26 protein-coding genes and 1 pseudogene are annotated in these 23,054 nt (G+C 62.8%); 22 read left to right on the top strand and 5 right to left on the bottom strand.

Translation table 11 applies throughout. The features are described from left to right. Nucleotides 1-6: 6 nt before the first annotated feature. On the top strand, nucleotides 7-1,470 hold the full coding sequence (selO, locus tag KHP07_RS21205; RefSeq protein ID WP_214497981.1) for a protein adenylyltransferase SelO: 1,464 nt from the start codon (nucleotides 7-9) through the stop codon (nucleotides 1,468-1,470). A 6-nt stretch (nucleotides 1,471-1,476) separates the two neighbouring features. Here selO and KHP07_RS29610 read toward each other — a convergent pair. Next, a pseudogene (locus KHP07_RS29610) lies at nucleotides 1,477-1,629 on the bottom strand (transcriptional regulator); the annotation flags it as partial. Between the two features lie 41 nt (nucleotides 1,630-1,670). On the opposite strand from KHP07_RS29610, the gene trxC reads away from it, so the two are divergent. Further along, complete coding sequence (gene trxC, locus KHP07_RS21200; RefSeq protein ID WP_214497980.1) at nucleotides 1,671-2,105, top strand: thioredoxin TrxC; 435 nt, start codon at nucleotides 1,671-1,673, stop codon at nucleotides 2,103-2,105. Between the two features lie 32 nt (nucleotides 2,106-2,137). Here the strand turns inward: trxC and KHP07_RS21195 are convergent, their stop codons facing one another. Together KHP07_RS21195 and KHP07_RS21190 are read right to left on the bottom strand one after the other, a co-directional pair. Next, a complete protein-coding gene (locus KHP07_RS21195; RefSeq protein WP_078046532.1) occupies nucleotides 2,138-2,347 on the bottom strand; it encodes a DUF6124 family protein in 210 nt (69 codons plus the stop codon). A 494-nt stretch (nucleotides 2,348-2,841) separates the two neighbouring features. Further along, nucleotides 2,842-3,612, bottom strand: coding sequence for a ParA family protein (locus KHP07_RS21190; RefSeq protein ID WP_078046531.1), 771 nt, complete (start codon nucleotides 3,610-3,612; stop codon nucleotides 2,842-2,844). A gap of 347 nt (nucleotides 3,613-3,959) precedes the next feature. Here KHP07_RS21190 and KHP07_RS21185 point away from each other — a divergent pair, with 347 nt between their 5' ends. From KHP07_RS21185 to KHP07_RS21090, 20 genes are read left to right on the top strand one after another with little or no spacing between them, the layout of a single operon-like run. Next, entirely contained in the window at nucleotides 3,960-4,679 is a 720-nt protein-coding gene (locus KHP07_RS21185; protein WP_214497979.1) for a beta-ketoacyl synthase chain length factor, read from the top strand. After that, nucleotides 4,655-5,467 carry a lysophospholipid acyltransferase family protein gene (locus KHP07_RS21180; protein WP_078046529.1) on the top strand — a complete coding sequence of 271 codons (813 nt, stop codon included), beginning with the start codon at nucleotides 4,655-4,657 and terminating at the stop codon, nucleotides 5,465-5,467. The genes KHP07_RS21185 and KHP07_RS21180 overlap by 25 nt, the downstream gene beginning before the upstream one ends. Continuing rightward, entirely contained in the window at nucleotides 5,445-5,714 is a 270-nt protein-coding gene (locus KHP07_RS21175; protein ID WP_014716603.1) for a phosphopantetheine-binding protein, read from the top strand. The genes KHP07_RS21180 and KHP07_RS21175 overlap by 23 nt, the downstream gene beginning before the upstream one ends. Nucleotides 5,715-5,723: 9 nt before the next feature. After that, nucleotides 5,724-5,978, top strand: coding sequence for an acyl carrier protein (locus tag KHP07_RS21170; RefSeq protein ID WP_003187949.1), 255 nt, complete (start codon nucleotides 5,724-5,726; stop codon nucleotides 5,976-5,978). Then, nucleotides 5,975-6,520: a COG4648 family protein gene (locus KHP07_RS21165; RefSeq protein WP_071497133.1), complete on the top strand. Its 546-nt coding sequence runs from the start codon at nucleotides 5,975-5,977 to the stop codon at nucleotides 6,518-6,520. Before KHP07_RS21170 ends, KHP07_RS21165 begins: the two co-directional genes overlap by 4 nt. Further along, nucleotides 6,517-8,187: an acyl-CoA synthetase family protein gene (locus KHP07_RS21160; protein WP_214497978.1), complete on the top strand. Its 1,671-nt coding sequence runs from the start codon at nucleotides 6,517-6,519 to the stop codon at nucleotides 8,185-8,187. The genes KHP07_RS21165 and KHP07_RS21160 overlap by 4 nt, the downstream gene beginning before the upstream one ends. Next, the gene (locus KHP07_RS21155) at nucleotides 8,180-8,914 is read left to right on the top strand and encodes a glycosyltransferase family 2 protein (protein WP_214497977.1); all 735 of its coding nucleotides are present in this window, start codon (nucleotides 8,180-8,182) and stop codon (nucleotides 8,912-8,914) included. Before KHP07_RS21160 ends, KHP07_RS21155 begins: the two co-directional genes overlap by 8 nt. Continuing rightward, nucleotides 8,911-9,846: a lysophospholipid acyltransferase family protein gene (locus tag KHP07_RS21150; protein ID WP_078046526.1), complete on the top strand. Its 936-nt coding sequence runs from the start codon at nucleotides 8,911-8,913 to the stop codon at nucleotides 9,844-9,846. Before KHP07_RS21155 ends, KHP07_RS21150 begins: the two co-directional genes overlap by 4 nt. After that, nucleotides 9,830-11,371, top strand: a complete 1,542-nt coding sequence (locus KHP07_RS21145; protein ID WP_214497976.1) for an HAL/PAL/TAL family ammonia-lyase — start codon at nucleotides 9,830-9,832, stop codon at nucleotides 11,369-11,371. Before KHP07_RS21150 ends, KHP07_RS21145 begins: the two co-directional genes overlap by 17 nt. Continuing rightward, nucleotides 11,364-11,789, top strand: a complete 426-nt coding sequence (locus KHP07_RS21140; protein ID WP_028615440.1) for an acyl-CoA thioesterase — start codon at nucleotides 11,364-11,366, stop codon at nucleotides 11,787-11,789. The genes KHP07_RS21145 and KHP07_RS21140 overlap by 8 nt, the downstream gene beginning before the upstream one ends. Next, nucleotides 11,786-12,496: an outer membrane lipoprotein carrier protein LolA gene (locus KHP07_RS21135; protein ID WP_250883669.1), complete on the top strand. Its 711-nt coding sequence runs from the start codon at nucleotides 11,786-11,788 to the stop codon at nucleotides 12,494-12,496. The genes KHP07_RS21140 and KHP07_RS21135 overlap by 4 nt, the downstream gene beginning before the upstream one ends. Continuing rightward, nucleotides 12,486-14,798 carry an MMPL family transporter gene (locus tag KHP07_RS21130; protein ID WP_214497975.1) on the top strand — a complete coding sequence of 771 codons (2,313 nt, stop codon included), beginning with the start codon at nucleotides 12,486-12,488 and terminating at the stop codon, nucleotides 14,796-14,798. The genes KHP07_RS21135 and KHP07_RS21130 overlap by 11 nt, the downstream gene beginning before the upstream one ends. Before the next feature lie 33 nt (nucleotides 14,799-14,831). Then, entirely contained in the window at nucleotides 14,832-16,079 is a 1,248-nt protein-coding gene (locus KHP07_RS21125; RefSeq protein ID WP_214497974.1) for an NAD(P)/FAD-dependent oxidoreductase, read from the top strand. Beyond that, the gene (locus KHP07_RS21120; RefSeq protein WP_078046520.1) at nucleotides 16,076-16,810 is read left to right on the top strand and encodes a class I SAM-dependent methyltransferase; all 735 of its coding nucleotides are present in this window, start codon (nucleotides 16,076-16,078) and stop codon (nucleotides 16,808-16,810) included. Before KHP07_RS21125 ends, KHP07_RS21120 begins: the two co-directional genes overlap by 4 nt. Then, on the top strand, nucleotides 16,807-17,289 hold the full coding sequence (locus KHP07_RS21115; RefSeq protein WP_214497973.1) for a hypothetical protein: 483 nt from the start codon (nucleotides 16,807-16,809) through the stop codon (nucleotides 17,287-17,289). The genes KHP07_RS21120 and KHP07_RS21115 overlap by 4 nt, the downstream gene beginning before the upstream one ends. After that, the gene (locus KHP07_RS21110) at nucleotides 17,286-18,452 is read left to right on the top strand and encodes a beta-ketoacyl-[acyl-carrier-protein] synthase family protein (RefSeq protein ID WP_214497972.1); all 1,167 of its coding nucleotides are present in this window, start codon (nucleotides 17,286-17,288) and stop codon (nucleotides 18,450-18,452) included. Before KHP07_RS21115 ends, KHP07_RS21110 begins: the two co-directional genes overlap by 4 nt. After that, entirely contained in the window at nucleotides 18,449-18,910 is a 462-nt protein-coding gene (locus tag KHP07_RS21105) for a hotdog family protein (RefSeq protein WP_214497971.1), read from the top strand. Before KHP07_RS21110 ends, KHP07_RS21105 begins: the two co-directional genes overlap by 4 nt. Then, entirely contained in the window at nucleotides 18,907-19,635 is a 729-nt protein-coding gene (gene fabG / locus KHP07_RS21100) for a 3-oxoacyl-ACP reductase FabG (protein WP_214497970.1), read from the top strand. Before KHP07_RS21105 ends, fabG begins: the two co-directional genes overlap by 4 nt. Then, nucleotides 19,635-20,861 (top strand): beta-ketoacyl-ACP synthase, encoded by a 1,227-nt coding sequence (locus KHP07_RS21095; protein ID WP_078046515.1) that lies wholly within the window; start codon nucleotides 19,635-19,637, stop codon nucleotides 20,859-20,861. The genes fabG and KHP07_RS21095 overlap by 1 nt, the downstream gene beginning before the upstream one ends. A gap of 26 nt (nucleotides 20,862-20,887) precedes the next feature. Beyond that, on the top strand, nucleotides 20,888-21,331 hold the full coding sequence (locus tag KHP07_RS21090) for a hypothetical protein (RefSeq protein WP_078046514.1): 444 nt from the start codon (nucleotides 20,888-20,890) through the stop codon (nucleotides 21,329-21,331). 208 nt (nucleotides 21,332-21,539) lie between these two features. Here the strand turns inward: KHP07_RS21090 and KHP07_RS21085 are convergent, their stop codons facing one another. Beyond that, the gene (locus KHP07_RS21085; RefSeq protein ID WP_214497969.1) at nucleotides 21,540-21,926 is read right to left on the bottom strand and encodes a type II toxin-antitoxin system PemK/MazF family toxin; all 387 of its coding nucleotides are present in this window, start codon (nucleotides 21,924-21,926) and stop codon (nucleotides 21,540-21,542) included. Nucleotides 21,927-22,013: 87 nt separating this feature from the next. Beyond that, complete coding sequence (locus KHP07_RS21080; protein ID WP_214497968.1) at nucleotides 22,014-22,907, bottom strand: LysR family transcriptional regulator; 894 nt, start codon at nucleotides 22,905-22,907, stop codon at nucleotides 22,014-22,016. Nucleotides 22,908-23,054: the final 147 nt, after the last annotated feature.

Raw genomic sequence — 23,054 nt, 5'->3', positions numbered from 1 at the left:
TGGCCGGTGAAAGCCCTCGACGAACTGACCTTCGACAACCGCTTCGCACGCCTGGGCGACGCATTCTCGACCCACGTATTGCCTGAGCCCCTCGACGCGCCGCGCCTGGTCGTAGCGAGTGAGGCCGCGATGGCCCTGCTCGACCTTGACCCCGCTGTTGCCGAAACACCGGTATTCGCCGAGCTGTTTGGCGGCCACAAGCTGTGGGCCGAGGCAGAACCGCGGGCGATGGTCTATTCCGGGCATCAGTTCGGCGGCTACACCCCGCAGCTGGGTGACGGCCGTGGGTTGTTACTGGGTGAGGTGTACAACGAAGCCGGCGAGCACTGGGACCTGCACCTCAAGGGCGCCGGGATGACACCTTACTCACGCATGGGCGATGGGCGTGCCGTGTTGCGCTCGTCGATCCGTGAGTTTCTGGCCTCCGAAGCCCTGCACGCGCTGGGCATCCCCAGCAGCCGCGCACTGTGCGTGATCGGCTCCGACACCCCCGTGTGGCGTGAGAAACAGGAGCGTGGCGCGATGGTATTGCGCATGGCGCACAGCCATATCCGCTTCGGCCATTTCGAATATTTCTACTACACCAAGAAGCCCGAGCAGCAGCCGCTGTTGGCCGAGCATGTACTGAACCTGCACTACCCCGAATGCCGCGAACAACCCGAGCCATACCTGGCGATGTTCCGCGAAATCGTCGAGCGCAACGCCGAATTGATCGCCAAGTGGCAGGCTTATGGCTTCTGCCATGGCGTGATGAACACCGACAACATGTCGATCCTCGGCATCACTTTCGACTTCGGGCCATTTGCGTTTTTGGATGACTTTGACGCGCACTTCATCTGCAACCACTCGGACCATGAAGGGCGCTATTCCTTCAGCAATCAGGTGCCGATTGGGCAGTGGAACTTGAGTGCATTGGCGCAAGCACTGACGCCGTTTATCAGCGTCGACGCCTTGAAAGAAGCCCTTGGGCTGTACCTGCCGCTGTATCAGGCGAACTACCTGGACCTGATGCGCCGCCGTCTGGGACTCACCACCGCCGAAGACGATGACCAGCAGTTGGTGGAGCGGTTATTGAAGCTGATGCAGAACAGCGGCGTGGATTACACCCTGTTCTTCCGCCGCCTGGGGGATGAGTCGGCGGCGTTGGCGGTGACGCGGCTGCGGGATGACTTCGTCGACCTGGCCGGGTTTGATGCCTGGGCCGAGCAGTACAAGGCGCGTGTTGCACGGGATGGTGACTACGGCGAGGAACAGCGCCGTGCGCGGATGCATGCGGTGAACCCGCTGTATATCTTGCGCAACTATCTTGCGCAGAATGCCATCGCTGCCGCCGAGTCCGGGGATTACAGCGAGGTACGACGGCTGCATGAAGTGCTTTCCAGGCCGTTTGAGGAGCAAGCGGGGATGGAGCAATACGCACAGCGGCCGCCGGATTGGGGGAAGCATTTGGAGATTAGTTGTTCCTCGTAAAAACCTTTAAATGAAGGTTTCTACTGAAACCCCAAAACGCTCAGCCAGCCAACGTATTTGACGTATGTTGAGCTGGCGCTTGCCACGCAATCTCTCGGAGACGAGCGATTGCGCCCCCCCCCGGCAGATCGCATCTGGTCTTGATAAACCTCGTTGCCGGCTCCAGATTGAACCTAATGGCCACACCCTAGGAGCCCCCGATGTCCGAACCTCTTGTAATCCCCTGCCCCCACTGCAACGGGCTCAACCGCATCCCCGGTGAACGCCTGGGTGATGCGCCAAAGTGCGGGCGCTGCAAGCAGCCGGTTTTGTTGAACAAGCCGTTTGAGCTGAAACAACGCGACTACGCCAGCCAGATCAAAGGCGACCTGCCGTTGCTGGTGGATGTATGGGCCGACTGGTGTGGCCCGTGTAAATCGTTTGCGCCGGTGTTCGAGCAGGCGGCCGGGCAGTTGGCGGGCAAGTGCCGGCTGGCCAAGCTGGACAGCGAGGCCAATCAGCAGTTGTCGGCGCAGTTGGGGATTCGCTCGATTCCCAGCTTGATTCTGTTCAAGAACGGTCGCGAAGTGGCTCGCCAGAGCGGGGCGTTTCCGTTGCCGCAGTTGATGGCGTGGCTTCGCAGCCAGGGCATTTGACACCCGGCTCCTACAGCGATGGTATTCCAGCGTTAGGCCACGGGTGTTTCGCGGTCCATCATCTGGCCGACCAGCAGTACACCCAGCTCGCTCAATTGGTGGATCGCCAAAGCAACGTCTCGGTGTTCGCCGGTAAGGTCGTTGGACAGGTTGAGCAACAGGGTGCGGACGGAGGAGAAGGTTTCGTAGCTGTTGAGGACTAGGGTTTCGTTGGGGAGGTTGGGGGTGACGGTGAATAACATGCTTTTCGTTCTCTGATAGGGCCACCACCTATTCGCTACTAAACAAGGGCGGCGGCTGTACGCAGGTTAGTAGACCGGGAACGAAAGCAAAAACCGGCGCACCCGAAGGTGCCCTGCGCACAGCCACCATCAGATAGGCGAAAAACGCCATGCTGTCGGAGCGGTGCACATACTTTCGTCTGACTGGGCTACTAAACCCGACCACTGAGAATTCAGCGGCCCGAGAACCTTAAGAGAAGCCCATCCAGACGCACAAGCCGGGCGATTCTGGCTTACCTGTAGGCATCGTTACAAGGCATAACCCCATTGCCAGACCCGTCCTACAGCCTCTGTGGGACAAATCTAGCGGCTGGAATGCAGAACCAAGTGTGGGAGCTGGCTTGCCTGCGATGCAGGCGACTCGGTCTGCCTGATACACCGAGGCGATGCGATCGCAGGCAAGCCAGCTCCCACACTGATCGCATTTCAAACTCAGGTCCGCGCTGCCTTTCAGATCACGCGTTTTCCAGCAGGTTATGCAGCTCCACAAATTGCTGTGTGAGCTTGTGCCGTGGGTCCAGGTGGATCAGCGGCTTGCTCTCCTGGTGCGATTCACGCATGCGTACGGAACTGGCCAGGTACACCGGCAACACCGGCAGGCCCTCAGCAATCAACTCATCCAGCATCTGCTGCGGCAGGCTCGCCCGGGCCTGGAACTGGTTGACCACGATGCCTTCGACTTCAAGGCCTTCGTTGTGGTCTTCCTTCAACTCTTCGATTTCTGCCAGCAAGCCATAGAGGGCCTGGCGCGAAAAGCTGTCGCAATCGAAGGGGATCAGCACGCGATCAGCGGCAATTAACGCCGAAACTGCATAGAAGTTCAGCGCCGGCGGGGTATCCAGATAGATCCGGTCGTAATCTTCGCTCAGTTCATCCAGCAACTTTCGCAGCTTGTTGATCTTGTGCTTGGCCTCAAGCTTGGGCTGCAGGTCCGCCAATTCGGCGGTGGCGGTGATCACGTGCAGGTTGTCGAAGGGCGTCTCGTAGATATCCACCCGGTTTTTTTTCGAAAACGGCCCGGAAGACAGGGTTTGCTTGAAGAATTCGGCAATGCCCATCGGTATATCTTCGCCGGTCAGCCCGGTGAGGTATTGGGTTGAGTTGGCTTGTGCATCGAGGTCCACCAACAGGGTTCGATAGCCTTCGCTGGCGCTGACTGCCGCCAGGTTGCAGGCGATGCTGGACTTGCCCACGCCGCCTTTCTGATTGAACACCACGCGCCGCATGGAAAAACCTCCGTGTATCAATGAATATCCGAGTGTAGAGGGCAGAAGCGCCTGTTAGCTACCTCGTTCATCCATGCACTGCTGCATGACGGGCCGTTGGCGACCTACCTGTCATACGCAACCGACAGACTAAAAAGAACGGTCCGACAATCTATCCCGCCCCAGGTAAAGGACAATCTGTAAATTCTTCCGACTATTTTGTAATCGGCCATGCACAATTCTTTACCAAAGTTTGCTAGAACCCCACGGCACCGGGATAATGCGCGCCATTCGGCGATTGCTCCCTGTCCCGGTATTCGGGGCCAAAAGCCGCACATGGAAGCCCGCAGGGGCGGGATAACTTCTCAGTGATCACTTTCAACATCGCCCAATGGCGCGCCTGGGCCCCTGGGCTCGATAGCGTGGACGACTGGCACGCCTGGTGCCAGGCCCCGGCGTTGCTGCCTGCAAGCGATGCCGCCCCTGATGTCTCGTTCCTGCCGGCCATGCAACGTCGCCGCCTGAGCCGCCTGGCGCGGATGGCGTTCAGCGTCGGCTGGCCACTGGCCGAGGGCCTGCAGGACCTGCCGCTGGTGTTCATTTCCCGGCATGGCGAGACCCCGCGCACCCTCGACATCCTCAGCGACCTGGCCAACGAACAGCCACTGTCGCCCACCCAGTTCAGCCTGTCGGTGCACAACGCCGTGATTGGCCTGTGGTCGATCCTGCGCAACGAAACCAGCGAAATGACCGCCCTCGCCGCCACCGGCGACGGCCTGGAACACGGCATGCTCGAAGCCGCCGCGCTGCTCAACGAAGGCGCCCCGGCCGTGTTGCTGGTGATTACCGAGGAGCAGCCGCCCGAGGCCTACGCCAGCTGGATCGTCGATGTGCCCTTTCCCTACGCCCTCGGCCTGTTGCTGACACCGGGCGACGAGTGGCAGCTGGAACTGAGCAGCGGCACTGTCAAACCCACTCAAACCCAGTGGCCCCACGCCCTGAACCTGCTGCGCACCCTGCTCACCGAACAGGTCGCCTGCCAACATGCCTGGAAGAACCGCGTATGGAACTGGCAACGCAAGCCGTGAACGACAAGCCTCGAGACGCCTACTACTGGCGCCTGTTTGCCACCGCCGCCAGCTTCTTCCTGTTCGGCATAGGCGGGCTGTGCCTGCGCCTGCTGGTATTTCCACTGCTCAGTTGCCTGCCAGGCAGCGCAGAAGAACACCAGCGCCGTGTCCGCCACACCATCAGCAAACTGTTCTGGTTTTTTATCCGACTGATGCAGCGCGCCGGCGTGCTGACCTACAGCGTCGAAGGCGCGGAAAACCTCGGGCGCCCAGGCCAGATGATCATTGCCAACCACCCGTCGCTGATCGACGTGGTGTTCCTGATCGGCCTGATGCGCCAGACCAATTGCGTGGTCAAGCAGAGCCTGTTCCAAAACCCGTTCATGCGCGGCCCCGTGCGCGACGCCGGCTACATCAGCAACGACGGTAGCTCGGACATGCTCGATGCCGCCGCCGACGCCTTGCGCGCAGGCCAGACCCTGATCATTTTCCCGGAAGGCACCCGCACCACACCCGGCGCAGCGCCTGCCTTTCATCGCGGTGGCGCCGCCATTGCGCTGCGGGGTGCGACAATCATCACCCCGGTGGTGATTAAAGTGAGCCCCACCACGCTGACCAAGGCCGAACCCTGGTATCGCATCCCAAAATGCCGCTTTCACTTCAGTTTGCGCGTGGGTGCCGATATAGAACCACAGGCGTTCGCAACACTGGGCCCCGCGCCCCAGGCCTCACGCAAGCTCAACGATTACCTGCATCACTATTTTATTAAGGAGCTTGCCGAAGATGAGCGACCAACACCGCCTTGAGCACGACATAAAGACGCTGATCATCGAGGCCCTGGGCCTGGAAGACATCAGCGTCGACGACATCGGCAGCGAGCAAACCCTGTTCGGCGAAGGCCTCGGCCTGGATTCGGTAGACGCCCTGGAACTGGGCCTGGCGATCCAGAAAAAGTACGGCATCAAGATCGATGCCGACGCCAAGGACACCCGCAATCACTTCACCAACGTGGCCAGCCTTGCGGCGTTCGTCACGGCCAGACAGGCAGCTTGAGACCGGACCATGCAAACTCGTGACGATATTTTCAACACCCTGCGCGACGCCTTGGTGGAACTGTTTGAACTGCCGCCGGAACGCGTCACCCTTGACGCCAACCTGTACCAGGACCTGGAAATCGACAGCATCGATGCCGTCGACTTGATCGACCATATCAAGCGCCAGACCGGCAAGAAGATCGCCGCCGAGGAATTCAAGGCAGTGCGCACTGTTAACGACGTGGTTGAGGCGGTGTACCGTCTGGTCCAGCCTGCCGCATGAGCCGGCTGATCGGCCTCGGCCTGCTGTTGGCGGGGCTGCTGTACCCCTTTGCGGTCTATTACGGCACCGAGCACTTTGCACCGTGGCAATTCGGCCTGCTGCTGGGCAGCCTGTGGCTACTGCGCGCGCTGACCGGCGCGCGACGCCCCGGCAGTCGCTGGATGGCGCTGGCGGTGATCGTGTTTTGCCTGCTGCTGGCCTGGTTCGACAACCCCCGCCTGTTGCGCTGGTACCCGAGCCTGGTCAGTGCCTTCATGCTGGCGCTGTTCGGCTTGAGCCTCAAATATGGCCCGCCGATGGTCGAGCGCCTGGCGCGCATGACCGACCCGGTGCTGCCCCCGCATGCCATCGTGTATACCCGCCAGGTGACCGTGGTATGGAGCGTGTTTTTTCTGTGTAATGGCCTGCTCGCCGCCGCCCTCACCCTGTGGGCGCCGCTGAGCTGGTGGACGTTGTACAACGGCCTGATCGCCTACGGGCTGATGGGGCTGTTGTTTGCCGTGGAATGGCTGGTACGACAAAGGGTTCGAGGCCGCGTATGAATGGGTTGAAACTTGAGCAGTTGCTGCTCGAGCCGCTGGAACAGCGTCCGGTCACCACCGAACCTGCCATGAATCACGCGCAGCTGTGGGAGCAGTCCCTGAGCCTGGCGGCGGGCTTGCAAGCGCGGGGTATCCAGCGCCTGGCCGTGTACCTGGAAGACGCCGGCCTGCTGGCGATTGCCCTGCTGGGCGCGTGGCGGGCCGGGGTCAGCGTGCTGCTGCCCGCCGATTTGCAACCTCAGACCCGCCAACGCTGGGATGAGGCCGTCGATGCCTGGCTGACCGAAGCGGCGGACCTGGACGCGCTGTACGAGGCGCCACTGAGCGCTGCAGCACTCGACCTCGACGCTTGCCAATTGAGCCTGTGCACCTCCGGCTCCAGCGGCGAACCTAAGCGCATCGACAAAAACCTGCGCCAACTGGCCAACGAAGTCGAGGCCCTGGAAACCCTGTGGGGTCCTGGCCTCAAAGACGCCTGCATCATTGGCAGCGTCGCCACCCAGCATATCTACGGCTTGTTGTTCCGCGTGCTGTGGCCGCTGTGCGCCGGCCGCACCTTTGTGCGCAAACAACTGGCCTTCCCCGAAGACATGCAGCGCGCCAGCCGCGAGCACGCGCACTTTGCCTGGGTCGCCAGCCCGGCGCTGCTCAAGCGCATGGGCGACAACCTTGACTGGCCCGCGCTGAGCCAGGTGTCGCGGGTATTTTCATCTGGCGGCGCGCTGCCCGTAGAAGCCGCCGGCAGCCTGTACGACCGCTTGCAACAATGGCCGACCGAGATCCTCGGCAGCTCGGAAACCGGTGGCATTGCCTGGCGCCAAGGCGCACAGCCGTGGCAGCCGTTTGCCGACGTGCAACTGAGCCAGGATGCCGACGGCGCCCTGCGCATCGCCTCGCCTTACCTGCCTGAGGGGCATGCCGAGCAAACCGCCGACGCGGCACGCATCCATGCCGATGGCCGTTTCGAGCTGCTCGGCCGCCTGGATCGCATCGTCAAGCTGGAAGAAAAACGCATCTCCCTGCCCATGCTGGAGCACGCATTGATGGACCACCCCTGGGTCGCGGAAACCCGCCTGGGCGTGGTGCAGGAAAACCGCGCGTCACTCGGCGCGCTGGTGGTGCTGAGCGCCGAGGGGCTGCATGCCTTGCGCAACCAGGGGCGACGCACGCTCACCCAGACCCTGCGCCAGCATCTGAGCCAACATTGCGAAGCCCTGGCGTTGCCGCGCCGCTGGCGGTTGTTGAGACAGTTGCCCCTGACCAGCCAAGGCAAACTGCCCCAGGCCGATGTCGAGGCGCTGCTGCTGGCAGCCCGCCCGAAGACGCCGGAAGTGCTGGAGCAGGTTGAAGCCGACGGCGAATGGACCTTGCAACTGAGCGTGCCGCCAGACTTGGCCTATTTCAGCGGACACTTCCCGTTCACGCCGGTGCTGCCGGGGGTGGTACAGGTGGAATGGGCGTTCAACCTGGGCCAGCAACTGCTCGATCTGCCGCCGACCTTTGCCGGCATGGAAGTGCTCAAGTTCCAGCAATTGGTGCGCCCTGGCGATGCGATCGAACTGCACCTGCGCTTTGATGCGCAACGCGGCAAGTTGTATTTCGCCTACCGCAATGGCGTTGCGGCGTGTTCCAGTGGCCGGATTCAACTGGAGCCCGCGCATGCATAACCCCTGCGCCCTGATCCCGGTCTACAACCACGAAGCCGCCGTACCGGCCGTGGTCCGCAGCCTGCTGGACAGCGGCCTGCCCTGCCTGCTGGTCGACGACGGCAGCAGCCCCGCCTGCGCGGCCGTACTGGCGCAATTGGCGACGCTGGATAACGTCACCCTGCTGACCTTGCCCAGCAATCAGGGCAAGGGCGGTGCCGTCATGGCCGGTTTCCGCGAAGCCGCACGCCAGGGCTTCAGCCATGCCTTGCAAGTCGACGCCGACGGCCAGCACGACCTGCGCGAAGTCGAGACCTTTATCGACACCTCGCGCCGACACCCCGACGCGATCATCTGCGGCTACCCGGAATACGACGACAGCGTGCCCAAGGGCCGTTTGTACGCGCGCTACCTGACCCACGTGTGGGTGTGGATCAACACCCTGTCGCTGCAGATCCGCGACTCCATGTGCGGCTTTCGCGTATACCCGCTGCCCCCGGTGCTGGCACTGATGGACTCGGCCTACATCGGCACGCGCATGGATTTCGACTCGGACATCCTGGTGCGCCTGGCCTGGCGCAACCAGCCGATGCGCTGGCTGCCGACCCAGGTGCATTACCCTGCCGACGGCCTGTCCCACTTCCGACTGTTCCGCGATAACGTGCGGATCTCGGCCATGCACACCCGTTTGTTCTTCGGCATGCTGGTGCGCGCGCCAGTGATTCTGTGGCGACGGTGGCAGGCATGAGCGACAGCACCAAGCACTGGGCTGACCGCGAAGAGCGCGGCAGCTACTGGCTGATGAAGCTCACCGCCTTCGCCGCCAAGGTCCTTGGCCGCCGCGTGTTGAGCCCGCTGTTGTACGGCATCGTGCTGTACTTCTTCCTGTTCGGCCGCACCGCGCGCCAGAGCGCCTGGCAGTACCAGCAGCGCCTGGCCGACTGGAGCGGGCGTGAGGAACTGCGGCCTACCCACTGGAAGGTCTTCGGCCAGTTCATGGCGTTTGCCGACTCGCTGCTCGACAAACTCGACGTGTGGAACGGCAAGCTGCGCCTGGAGCAGATCGAGATCAACGACCCGGCGCAATTGCGCGGGCAACTGCGCGGCGAGCGCGGGCAGATGCTGGTGGGCGCGCACCTGGGCAACCTCGAGGTGTGCCGTGCCCTCGCCGAGATCGGTGAACAGGTCACCATGAATGTGCTGGTGCACACCAAGCACGCCGAACAATTCAATCGCCTGCTGGGCGAAGCAGGTGCCACTCACCTGCGCCTGATCCAGGTCAGCGAGCTGGACCCGGCCACCATGCTGCTGCTCAGCCAGCGCCTGGACGACGGTGAATGGCTGGCCATCGCCGGCGACCGCGTGCCGCTGCACGGCGGGCGCACGGTGCGCGTGGATTTCCTCGGCCATGATGCCGCCTTCCCCCAAGGCCCGTGGCTGCTGGCGGGCTTGCTTAAATGCCCGGTGAACCTGCTGATGTGCCTCAAGCACAACAGTCGCTATCGCCTGAGCATCGAGCCGTTCGCGCCGCTCGTCGAATGGAAACGCAACACCCGCGAGCAGGTCATAGCCCTGTGGACCGCGCGCTACGCTGCACGCCTGGGCCAGTTCTGCCTGGAAGCGCCCCAACAATGGTTCAACTTTTACCCTTTCTGGAAGACCGATGACGACGCATCTTGAGCCGGTAACCTTTGGCGAACGCGCTTTGCGCATCGAAGACGTACTGGCCTTGGCCAACCGTCAGGCGCCGACCCAATTGCAGGACGACGCCGCGTATCGCCAGCGCATTGCCAAGGGCGCGCAGTTCCTCGACTCGCTGCTGGACAAGGAAGGCGTGATCTACGGCGTAACCACCGGCTACGGCGACTCGTGCGTGGTGGCGGTGCCGTTGCAGCACGTCGAAGCGCTGCCGCGTCATCTGTACACGTTCCACGGGTGTGGCCTGGGCAAGCTGCTCGATGCCCAAGCCACCCGCGCGGTGCTGGCTGCGCGCTTGCAGTCGCTGTGCCACGGCGTGTCCGGGGTGCGCGTAGAGTTGCTCGAACGCCTGCACACCTTCCTTGAACACGATGTGCTGCCGCTGATCCCGGAAGAAGGCTCGGTGGGCGCCAGCGGTGATCTGACCCCGCTGTCCTACGTGGCCGCGACCCTGTCCGGCGAGCGTGAAGTGATGTTCCGTGGCGAACGGCGCCAGGCGGCCGACGTGCACCGTGAGTTGGGCTGGACGCCTTTGGTGCTGCGCCCTAAGGAAGCCCTGGCGCTGATGAACGGCACCGCCGTGATGACCGGCCTCGCGTGCCTGGCCTTCGCCCGCGCCGACTACCTGCTGCAACTCGCCACGCGCATTACCGCGCTGAACGTGGTGGCGCTGCAAGGCAACCCGGAACACTTCGACGAGCGCCTGTTCGCCGCCAAGCCGCACCCGGGGCAGATGCAGGTCGCCGCCTGGCTGCGCAAGGACCTGGCCATCGACGCGCCGACCGCGCCGCTGCATCGACTGCAGGACCGTTATTCGCTGCGTTGCGCGCCCCACGTCCTTGGCGTATTGGCCGACAGCCTGAACTGGCTGCGTTCGTTCATCGAGATCGAACTGAACAGCGCCAACGACAACCCGATCATCGACGCTGAAGAAGAGCGCGTGCTGCATGGCGGGCATTTCTATGGCGGGCATATCGCCTTTGCCATGGACAGCCTCAAGACCCTGGTCGCCAACGTCGCTGACCTGCTGGACCGCCAGCTCGCGCTGCTGGTGGACGTGCGTTACAACCACGGGCTGCCGAGCAACCTGTCCGGCGCTCCGGCTGACCGCGCCATGATCAACCACGGCTTCAAGGCCGTGCAGATCGGCACCAGCGCCTGGACCGCCGAAGCCCTGAAAAATACGATGCCGGCCAGCGTGTTCTCACGCTCCACCGAGTGCCATAACCAGGACAAGGTGAGCATGGGCACCATCGCCGCCCGCGATGCGATCCGTGTGCTGGAGCTGACCGAACAGGTCGCCGCCGCAACCTTGCTCGCCGCCAACCAGGGTGTGTGGCTGCGCGCTCAGGCCGAGGACGCCCGCCCATTGCCGCCGGCCCTGGCGGCGATGCACGAAGCACTGGCCAAGGACTTCCCGCCGGTCATCGAAGACCGCGCCCTCGAAGGCGAACTGCGCCTTTGCCTGCAACGCATTGCCGAGCAACACTGGAGGCTGCATGCGTAGCCAGGGCGTGCTGCATTGCGACACTGAAATCCTCGTGCCGTTTTTTGACGTCGACACCATGAACGTCGTGTGGCACGGGCATTACGTGAAGTACCTGGAAGTGGCGCGCTGCGCGCTGCTGGACAAAATCGGCCATAACTACACGGCGATGCTCGAATCGGGCTACGCCTGGCCGGTGATCGACATGCAGCTGCGCTACGTACGCGGCGCCGTGTTCGGCCAGACCCTCAACGTGCGCGCCAGCCTGGTGGAGTGGGAGAACCGCTTGAAGGTCAATTACCTGATCACCGACCTCGCCAGTGGCGAGCGCTTGACCCGTGCCAGCACCGTGCAGGTGGCAGTAGAGATCGCCAGCCGCGAGATGCAGCTGGCCTCCCCCAAAGTATTCACCGACGCCGTAGAGAGAGCCCTGAAATGAGATCCCCTGTGGGAGCGGGCTTGCCCGCGATGGACGTCAACAATAACGCGAGCCGCCTGACACTGCGCGGTGCCCTCGGGTTCTTCGCGGGCAAGTCGAATCGTCGCACCGCCGCTCCCACATGGATTGCGCTGATCTTGTTGTTCAGCATTCCAAGCCTGGCTCACGCTTTTGACTTGCAACAACTCAGCGAGCAGCTCGCCAAACCCTCAGTGATCCACGGCAACTTCACCCAGGAAAAACACCTGCGTGCCCTGCCCCAGCCGCTGGTCAGCAAAGGCACCTTCGTGCTCGCCAAGGACCACGGCCTGTTGTGGCTGCTGAAAACTCCGCTGCAACAGGACTACCGCATCAGCGCCCAAGGCATTGCCCGCCGCGATGCCAACGGCTGGCAACTGCTGCCGAACAAGAGCGCCGGCGCCGAACAGAACCGGTTGTTCCTGGCGGTGCTGCAAGGCGACAGCAGCGGCTTGCAGCGAGACTTCGAGTTGCAGCTGCAAGGCGAGGCCAAGCAGTGGAAATTGACGCTGATCCCACGCTCGCTGCTGCTCAAGCAAGTCTTCACCCAGATCAATATCGACGGTGGCGACCTGGTGCAGAACATCCAACTGCTGGAAACCCAGGGCGACAGCACTGTGCTGCGCATGCAGGACAGCACGGCCGAACTGCCGTTGAGCGAAGCGGAGCAACACGACTTTGCCCAGTGAACGCCTGCTGCCGCGCCTGTTCCTGATCCTGCTGGTGGCCGTGCTGGCCCTGGCCGGTTGGCAGTGGCGCCACGGCGCGCCCTTGTCGGCCAACCTGATGGAGCTGGTGCCGGGCAACACGCCGGATGCCCTGGAACAGCAAGCCGAGCAGCGCATGCAGGAGCCACTGAACCGCGAGATGCTGGTGCTGGTGGGGCATGCCGACCGCCAGCAAGCAGTGGCCGTGGCGCAACAACTGGGTGAGCGCTGGCAGGCCAGCGGGCTGTTCGAAAAGGTGCAGTGGAACCTGCAAGCTGACTTGCCGGCACTGCGCGAGCAATTACTCCGCGGCCGCCTGGCGATGCTCTCGGCCAAGGACCGCGAGCAACTGATCGAACAGCCCGACGCGTTTATCCAACAGCGCGTGCAAGCGCTGTTCGACCCCTTTACCGGCTTCAGCCTGGTGCCGAGCCAGGACGACTGGCTGGGCCTGACCGGACGTATCCAGAACAGCCAGCCGCAACACGGTGCGGTGCAACTGGATATCGGCAGCGGCGCCCTGATCGCCGATGCCGACGGCAAGAGCTGGGTGCTGCTACGCGCGCGCACCACCGGCAATGCCTTCGACATGAAACTGCCGCTGCAAGTGGCGGGTCTGCTCCAGGCCAGTCGCGAGCAGGCCAGCGCGCAAGACGCGCAATTGCTCGCCGCCAGCGGCTTGCTCTACGCCGCCAATGGCCAGCAGCAGGCCACACGGGAAATCACCTGGGTGGGCGGCGGCGCTACTGTCGGGATCCTGTTGTTGCTGTTGCTCGCCTTCCGACGCTGGCGCGTGCTGCTGGCCTTTGTGCCGGTACTCGTCGGCATGTTGTTTGGCGCGGTGGCCTGCGTGGCGCTGTTCGGGCATATGCATGTGATGACCTTGGTATTGGGTTCCAGCCTGATCGGCGTGGCGGTGGATTACCCGCTGCACTATTTGTCGAAAAGCTGGAGCATGAACCCGTGGCGCAGTTGGCCGGCGTTGCGCATCACCTTGCCGGGATTGAGCCTGAGCCTGGCCACCAGTTGCATTGGCTACCTGGCGCTGGCCTGGACACCGTTCCCGGCCCTTACACAAATCGCTGTGTTCTCCGCCGCCGGGCTGGTCGGTGCGTACCTGTCCGCCGTGTGCCTGTTGCCGGCGCTGCTCAAGGGCGTCGAACTGCGCCCGGCGCAATGGCCGCTGCGCATCGCCGAATGCCTGTGGCTGGTACGCGCCTCTTTGCTCAAGCGCGTGCCGAGCCCGGTGCTGCTGGCCTTGCTGCTGCTGTTTTGCGCGGGTGGCCTGTGGCACCTGAACAGCAAGAACGATATTCGCCAATGGATCGGTGCTCCGCCGCAATTGCTGCAAGAAGCACAGGCCGTGGCGCGCATTACCGGGTTCCAACCCACCAGCCAGTTTTTCCTGGTGCGGGCAGACAACCAGCAACAGCTGTTGGAGCGTCAAGCTGCCCTGGGCCAACGCTTGGATCAGTTGGTGAACATGGACAAACTCCAGGGCTACCTGGCGCTCAACCAACTGGTCAGCCTGCCTGCCGAGCAGCAACGTCTGCGCGATGCGCTGAATAGACTCCCGGAACACTGGCAGCCGCTGCTGGACCTCGGCGTCCCCGCCAGCGCCCTGCAGGCCGAAGTGGCGCAACTGCAAGCGTTGCCCACCGAAGACATCGATGCCGCGCTGCTAGGCCCGCTGGCCGAACCGTGGCGCACCCTGTGGCTTGGCCCGGTGGACGGCGGCGTAGCCGCGATGGTCAGCCTGCAAGGCTTGAACAACCCGGCGCTGCTGCGGGTACAAGCGCTGGATTTGCCGGGCGTGCAACTGGTGGACCGCCTGGGCGACTTGAACCGGGTATTTGCCGACACGCAGATCAGTGCCGCCGAATTGAAGCTGATGTCCTGTGTGCTGATCGTGCTGCTGCTGATCCTGCCGTTCGGCTTCGGCGGCGCCTTGCGCATTGTCGCCCTGCCACTGCTGGCGGCCCTGTGCAGCCTGGCCAGCCTCGGTTGGCTGGGGCAGCCGCTGACCTTGTTCAGCCTGTTCGGCCTGCTGTTGGTCACGGCCATCAGCGTCGACTACGCGATCCTGATGCGCGAGCAGATCGGCGGCCCTGCGGTCAGCCTGCTGGGGACACTGCTGGCGGCGCTGACGACCTGGTTGTCATTTGGCCTGCTGGCGGTGTCCAGCACGCCGGCGGTGAGCAATTTCGGCTTATCGGTCAGCCTGGGCCTGGCATTCAGCTTTATGCTGGCGCCTTGGGCCGGGCAACAGAAACACGCCTTATGAATGTGATTATCGCCAATGTGGCAAGGAGCCCTCGTGCCCACAGTTGAAATGGAACGTCGCCAGGTGGTGGTGATCGGTGCCGGTCCGTCCGGGGCCATCGCCGCCGCGCTGTTAAAGCGCAAAGGGCATGATGTACTGATTATCGAGCGCCAGCATTTCCCGCGGTTCTCGATTGGCGAAAGCCTGCTGTCACACTGCATCGACTTTATCGAAGAAGCCGGCATGCTGGAGGCTGTGCAGGCGGCGGGTTTCCAGGTGAAAACCGGTGCTGCGTTCGCCTGGGGCGAGCGCTACAGTGCGTTTGATTTTGGTGACACCTTCAGCAACGGCAAGCCGACCACCTTCCAGGTCCAGCGCGGCGAGTTCGACAAGCTGCTGGCAGATCAGGCGGCCTTGCAAGGCGTCGACATCCGATACGGCGAATCCATCGTCGGCGTGGATTTCAAAGGCGAATCCCGTTACCTGCACGTACGCCGCGAGAACGGCAGCGAGTACCACCTCAAGGCCAAGTTCGTGCTCGACGCCAGCGGCTACGGCCGCGTGTTGCCGCGCCTGCTGGAGCTGGACGTGCCGTCAGACTTTCCGGTGCGCCAGGCGGTGTTCACCCACATCGAAGACCGCATCGAACACCCAGGCTTTGACCGCACCAAGATTCTGGTCACCACCCACCCGACCAAGCGCGATATCTGGTTCTGGACCATCCCGTTCAGCAACGGCCGCTGCTCGGTGGGCGTGGTCGCGGCCAAAGCGCATTTCGACGGCCGTGACAGCGACCTGGATGCCTGCCTGCGCGGTTTTATCGATGAAACCCCAAGCCTGTCCGGCGTGCTGCAAAACGCCGTCTGGGATACGCCCGCGCGGACCATCGGCGGCTACGCGGCCAACGTCAAAAGCCTGCACGGGCCGGGCTTTGCCTTGCTGGGTAACGCGGCGGAATTCCTCGACCCGGTGTTCTCCTCCGGGGTGACCATCGCCATGCGTTCGGCGAGCATGGCCGCCGGTGTGCTGCATCGCCAGCTCAACGGCGAAACCGTGGACTGGCAAACCGAATTTGCCGAGCCGCTGAAGCGCGGTGTCGATACCTTCCGCTGCTACGTCGAAGGCTGGTACGCCGGGACGTTCCAGGACGTGATCTTCCATCCCGGCAGCTCGCCGGATATTCGCCGGATGATCAGTTCGATCCTCGCCGGTTACGCGTGGGATGAGCGCAACCCGTTTGTGAGTGAGCCCAAGCGGCGGTTGCGGATGTTGTCGGAAATTTGTGCAGGGGATGCAGCGTGAGCAGTCAGTACTTGAGTAAGAACTACGTCGAAGAAACCAAGTTCGGCTTCTGGTTCCTGCGCAGCCATACCTGGCAACATCACGTGCTGCGCGTGGCGATCAACGATCTGCGCAGCCTGTTCACCGAGCCCTTGCCAGCAGCGCCGGTGCTGCTGGACGCCGGTTGTGGCCAGGGCAAGTCCTTCAAGCTGTTGCAGCAGGTGTTCGCCCCTGAGCGCCTGATTGGCCTGGACGCCGACCCTCACAGCCTGGAGCTGAGCCGTGCAGAAGCGGCGCGCCAGGGCTTGGCCATCGAGTTGATCGGCAGCGACTGCGCCACCCTGCAAGTGCCGGACGAAAGTGTCGATATCCTGTTCTGCCACCAGACCTTCCACCACCTGGTCGAGCAGCATCGCGCGCTCAAAGAGTTCTACCGCGTGCTCAAGCCGGGTGGCTATTTATTGTTTGCCGAGTCCACCGAAGCCTACATCGACACCTGGGTCATCCGCTGGCTGTTCCGCCACCCGATGCACGTGCAAAAAAGCGCCGAAGAATACCTGGAGATGCTCCGCGAGCAGGGCTTTGAATTCGGCCCGCAGAACGTCTCATACCCGTACTTGTGGTGGAGCCGCTCCAGCGACTTCGGCCTGCTGGAACGCTGGGGCCTACGCAAGGCGCCACCGGTGGGCCAGCGCGAAGAAACCCTGGTCAACTGCGTGGCACGCAAACCGTTGGCGAGTGCCGCGCCATGATGCGCTACCTGTTGATGGGTTGCCTGTTGCTGCTCAGCGCCTGCGCCAACCAGCCACCGCTGCCCGAGAAAACCCCGGCCCTGGCCTTGCCGCTGCAACTGCATGTGCAGCGCCTGGCCGACGGCCAGAGCCAGGACTGGCTGCTGGTGATCCAGCGCGAAGGCGGTGGCATTCGGTGGTCGATGATGGACCCGCTGGGCATCCCCCAGGCGCGGCAAAAGCTGATCAATGGCGAATGGCAGGCCGATGGCTTGCTGCCGCCCAATCCGCAGGCGCGCGAATTGTTTGCCGCGCTACTGTTTGCGCTGACCGCGCCGGATGACGTGCGCGCCCTCTACCCCAGCGCGCAGGCGATGGACTTGACGCGTACCCTGCCGGGTCATTGGCAGATCGTGTATCAATCGTCCGAGGTATTCAGTGTGAACATCAGCGGGCAGCCGCTGAGCTATCGCATCACACCGCTCGGAGTCGCACGATGAGCGCCTACCTCAACGCCTTGGGCGTGATCTGCGCACTCGGCCGTGGCCAGGCGGAGGTCAGCCGCAGCCTGTTTGCCGGTGACTGCTCCGGCATGCGCGCCGAAGGCGGCTGGGTACCGGAGCGCGTGCTGCCGGTGGCCGGTGTGCAGGGTGAGTTGGCAACCATCCCCACTGAGCTGGGCCAGCAAAGCAGCCGCAATAACCAGTTGTTGCTGGAAGCGGCGCTGCAGATCGAAGGCGAGATCCGCCAGGCGATCCACACCTATGGCGCATCACGCGTCGGCATTGTGCTTGGCACCAGTACTTCGGGTATCGACGAAGCCAGCCGGGGCATCGCGCATTTTTTGCGCGAACACCAGTTCCCCGGCGACTACGACTACCAGCAACAGGAACTCAGCGCTCCGGCGAACTTCCTGGCTGACTGGCTAAAACTGAGCGGGCCGGCCTATGTGATCTCCACCGCCTGCACCTCCAGCGCCCGCGCGCTGATGAGCGCCCAGCGCCTGCTGGACCTGGGTGTGTGCGATGCCGTGATCTGCGGCGGTGTCGACAGCCTGTGCAAGCTGACGCTTAACGGCTTCAGCTCGTTGGAAGCGGTGTCGAACGAGCGTTGCAACCCGTTTTCAGTCAACCGCAACGGCATCAACATCGGCGAAGCGGCGGTGCTGTTTCTGATGAGCAAGGAACACGCGCCCATCGCTCTGCTGGGCAGCGGCGCCAGTTGCGATGCGCACCATATCTCCGCCCCCGAACCCACCGGCAAAGGCGCGTTGCAATCCATGCGCAAGGCCTTGGCGAGTGCCGGTTTGCAGCCTGGGCAGATCGGTTACCTGAACCTCCACGGCACCGCTACCCAGCATAACGACGCCATGGAAAGCCTGGCCGTCGCCAGCCTGTTCCCCCAAGGCGTGGCCTGCTCCTCGACCAAACCCATGAGCGGCCATACCCTGGGCGCAGCCGGCGCGCTGGAAGCGGCGTTCTGCTGGTTGAGCCTGGTTCACAACCGGCTGCCACCGCATGTGTGGGACGGCCAGGCCGACCCCGCACTGCCCGCCTTGCAATGGGCCACCGCCGGCGCCACCCTGGAAAAACGCTGCCTGATGAGCAACTCATTTGCCTTCGGCGGCAACAATGTCAGCCTGATAATCGGAGGGGCCCCATGATCGATTGGCCACTCGCCGAACTGCTGCCCCATGCGGGCGACATGATCCTGATCGATCAGGTGCTGTCGTTCGATGAAGAGCAGGTCCGCACCCGCACCACGGTCAAGCCTGGCGGCCTGTTCAATCGCCCCGATGGCAGCCTGCCGGCCTGGGTCGGCATCGAGTTGATGGCGCAAAGTGTTGCCGCCTACGCCGGTTGCTGCGCACGCCAGAAGGGTGAAGCCGTGGAACTCGGCTTCCTGCTCGGCACACGCAAGTTCGAGTGCAACGTGGAGCACTTCCCGGCCGGTGCCGAGCTGAGCATCCACGGTCTGCGCTCCCTGGAAGACGACAATGGCATGGGTGTGTTCGAATGCCACCTGACCGGCGACGGGATCCAGGCCAGCGCCCGCTTGAATGTATTTCGACCGCCCCAGGCGGCCAACTATTTAGAAGAATCGAAGGACGTGACGCCATGACTGAATCCGTACTGGTCACCGGCTCCAGCCGTGGCATTGGCCGCGCCATTGCGCTGCGCCTGGCCCAGGCCGGGCATGACATCGTGCTGCATTGCCGCAGTGGCCGTAGCGACGCCGATGCGGTGCAGGCCGAAGTTGAAGCCCTGGGCCGCAAGGCGCGGGTGCTGCAATTCGACGTGGCGGATCGCGCGCTGTGCAAGCAGATACTCGAGGCGGATGTGGAGCAACATGGCGCCTATTACGGCGTGGTGCTCAACGCCGGCCTGGCCCGTGACGGTGCGTTCCCGGCCCTGTCGGAAGACGATTGGGACTTAGTGATGCGCACCAACCTCGACGGTTTCTACAACGTGCTGCACCCGGTGATGATGCCGATGATTCGTCGTCGTGCGGCTGGGCGTATCGTCTGCATCACCTCGGTTTCCGGTTTGATCGGCAACCGCGGCCAGGTCAATTACAGCGCCTCGAAAGCCGGCCTGATTGGCGCGGCCAAGGCACTGGCAATCGAGCTGGGCAAGCGCAAGATCACCGTCAATTGCGTCGCTCCGGGCTTGATCGACACCGCCATGCTGGATGAAAACGTGCCGGTGGAAGAATTGATGAAGATGATCCCGGCGCAACGCATGGGCACGCCGGAAGAGGTGGCCGGCGCGGTGAATTTCCTGATGTCGGCCGAGGCTGGCTACATCACGCGCCAGGTCCTGGCCGTGAATGGAGGCCTGTGCTGATGAAACGCGTCGTCGTCACCGGCATGGCCGGCATGACCTCACTGGGCAGCGATTGGGACACCATCGCCGCCAACTTCCGCGCCAACCGCAGCGGCATTCGGCGCATGGACGAGTGGGACCGCTTTACCGAATTGAACACGCGCCTGGCCGGGCCGATCGACGATTTTGTCGTGCCCGCCCATTGGACGCGCAAGCAACTGCGCAGCATGGGCCGTGTCTCGCGCCTGGCGGTATGGGCCGCCGAGCAGGCGTTGCAGGACGCCGGCTTGCTCGGCGATGAGTCGATCAAGGACGGACGCATGGGCGTGGCCTGCGGCTCGTCCACCGGCAGCACCGACGAGATCAAGGCGTTCGGCAATATGCTGCTGAACTCGGTCGCGGAGGGTTTGAACGCCAATTCCTACGTGCGCATGATGCCGCACACCACGGCGGCGAATATCAGCATCTTCTTTGGCCTGACCGGGCGGCTGATCCCCACGTCCAGCGCTTGCACCAGCGGCAGCCAGGGCATCGGCTATGCCTATGAGGCGATCAAGTTCGGGCGCCTGCCATTGATGCTCGCCGGTGGCGCCGAAGAGCTGTGCCCGACCGAAGCCATGGTGTTCGACGCGCTCTACGCCACCAGCCTGAAAAACGACGCCCCGCAGACCAGCCCGCGCCCGTATGACAGCGGCCGCGATGGCCTGGTGATCGGTGAAGGCGGCGGCATGCTGGTGCTCGAAGAGCTGGAACATGCGTTGGCGCGCGGTGCGCATATCCACGCCGAAATCGTTGGCTTTGGCAGCAACGCCGACGGCCAGCACACCACCCGCCCGGAGCAGAAAACCATGCGCCGCGCCATGGAGTTGGCCCTCGAAGATGCCGGGCTTGAGCCTAACGCGATCGGCTACGTGAACGGCCACGGCACCGCCACCGACCAGGGAGATATAGCCGAGACGCTGGCGACCAGCAGCCTGTTCGGCAGCCGCATGCCCATCAGTTCGCAGAAGAGCTTTCTCGGCCACACCCTGGGCGCCTGCGGCGCGCTGGAGTCATGGTTCAGCATCGAGATGATGAACCGCGACCAGTACGTGCACACCTTCAACCTGGATGCGGTAGACCCGCAATGCGGCGAGCTGGATTACCTGCAAGGTGAATTCCGCGAGATGCACCACGACTACGTGATGAACAACAACTTTGCCTTTGGCGGCGTCAACACGTCGCTGATCTTCCGCCGCTGGTCCTGACTTTTTAATCGATTGGAGAATACGGAATGTCTTCCTTGCTACGCGTCACCCTGATCACCCTGGCCCTGCTGGTCACCGCCGGTTGCACCAGCAAGCCGATCCTCAACACCCAGCACAACCTGCCGGCCGACACCCAGGTCAGCGAAGAAAAAATGAAAACGGTGATCGTCAACGCCCTGCAAAAACGCGAATGGACGGTACAACGCCTGAGCCCGCAGCTGGTACAGGCCGAGATCAACGTGCGTAACCAGTACTACGCGGCGATCGACATCCGCTACACCCGCAACAGCTACGCCATCACTTACCGCGACAGCCGCGAACTGGGCTACAAGGACGGCAAGATCCATCGCAACTACAACCGTTGGGTGAACAATCTGGACAGCGACATCATGGCGGGGTTGCGCAGCAATGGCGTGAATGAGGCCGGGACGGCGGCGCAGTTGTTCGAACAAACCGGCACCACCAAGTAAAAACGAATTCAGGCTCTACAGAAACGACAAAGGGCGCCTTTCGGCGCCCTCTTCACAAACAGGTTGGCTTGTCATCGCCGCTTCCTGCCTGGCTCTGCAATTGCTGGTTGCCCAGGATCCTCAGAGTCTCACAAGCCCCTTTCGGGAACGTGGGCAGTATGCCTGAAAACAACTTTACGGCAACCTGTGGCAAAGTGCCGTTCGTCCCTCAGTGCAACCCCAACGCGCTGCGCACCGCCGCCTTTATTGCTAGAAGCTGATCAGAAGTGAGCTCAGCGATTTTGTAAGTTCGTTTGCCATGACGATCTTTGATTTTGATTCGGTCGAGCCTTCCCAAGCTGACGGTTGCCACAATGTCACATTTCGCCCAACAGATAGGGCTTGCTCCTGGAAGATGACTATCAAGCTGGCAGTGGTGATCCAGAACCGTCTGCGGCGCAGTAGTACTCAACGGCACAACCGTCACCAACAACTTATTGGTTCGGTGCTTGCGTATCACAATGACCGGGCGGATCTTTATGATTTCCGGGACCTCATAGCCTCGAAAGTCACAAATCAACACGCTGCCCTCCTTGGGCTGATAGAGAAGTGCCATCCATATCACTCGCTTGAGAAAAAGCGATTCTGCGTAACTTTCCCGCGAATCGCTAAGCAGCTTGCGTTACCTGATATGTGAGCACCTCTACACCGAGGCCTTGCGCGTCAACAACTCCACAAACGCCTCTGCCATCGGCGTCTGCGCGCCCTTGCGTTGCACCAGCCACACCGCCGTCATCGCCTCCTGATCCAGCAGCGTGCGATACACCACGCCATCGATCCGAATGCGCTGGTAGGACGCCGGCAGCACCGACACGCCCAAGCCCGCCGCCACCAGGCCGATGATGGTCATCGCCTCCCCGGCCTCCTGGGCAAAGTGCGGGCTGAAGCCGGCATCACGCGCCAGGTTGAGCAACTGGGCATAAAGGCCGCTACCGTAGGTGCGCGGGAAAAACACAAACGGTTCCTGTGCCAATTGCGCCAGGTGCAAACCGCGCTCACTGCCCTCCACCAGCGGGTGCCCGGCGTTCAACACGGCCACCAGCGGTTCGCGCATCAGCTCGACCACACCCAGCGAATCCGGCAATGGCAGCGGTCGCATCAGGCCCACTTGGATCGACTCATCCACCAGCGACTCGGCCACTTCGGTGCTGCTCATCTCCTGCAGGTTCAGATGCACTGCCGGGAATGCCTGGCGAAACGCAAAGATCGCCTGGGGAATGCTGGAATTGAACGGCGCCGACGAGGTGAAGCCGATCTTCAGTTCGCCCAGCTCACCCAACTGCGCCCGCCGCGCCACATCCGCCGCCTTGTCCACCTGCGCCAGCACCAGCCGCGCCTCTTGCAAAAACAATCGTCCCGCCTCGCTCAGCTCGACCCGACGATTGGTCCGCTCAAACAGCCGCGCCCCCACCTCCTGTTCCAGCGCCTGGATCTGCTGGCTCAGCGGCGGCTGCGAGATGCCCAGCACCTGAGCAGCCCGGCCGAAATGCAACTCTTCGGCGACGGCAATGAAGTACCGCAAGTGACGCAATTCCATGCAAGCCTCATTAGGTCGTTAAAGCTATCAAACAGGTCGAACAATATATTGGAAAGAATCATTAGGGAGCTATATTCTTTTTTGCATTGCCGGTCCTGGTACGCTCTTCCTCCCCGAGGTCCCCGTGAAAGCTGCTGTCGCTCCACT

The sequence above is a fragment of the Pseudomonas sp. VS40 genome (assembly GCF_018587885.1).
In the GTDB taxonomy this organism is placed as follows: Bacteria; Pseudomonadota; Gammaproteobacteria; order Pseudomonadales; family Pseudomonadaceae; genus Aquipseudomonas; species Aquipseudomonas pergaminensis.
Note: the sequence above shows the minus strand (reverse complement) of the source record. Positions and strands in the feature narration are given on the sequence as shown.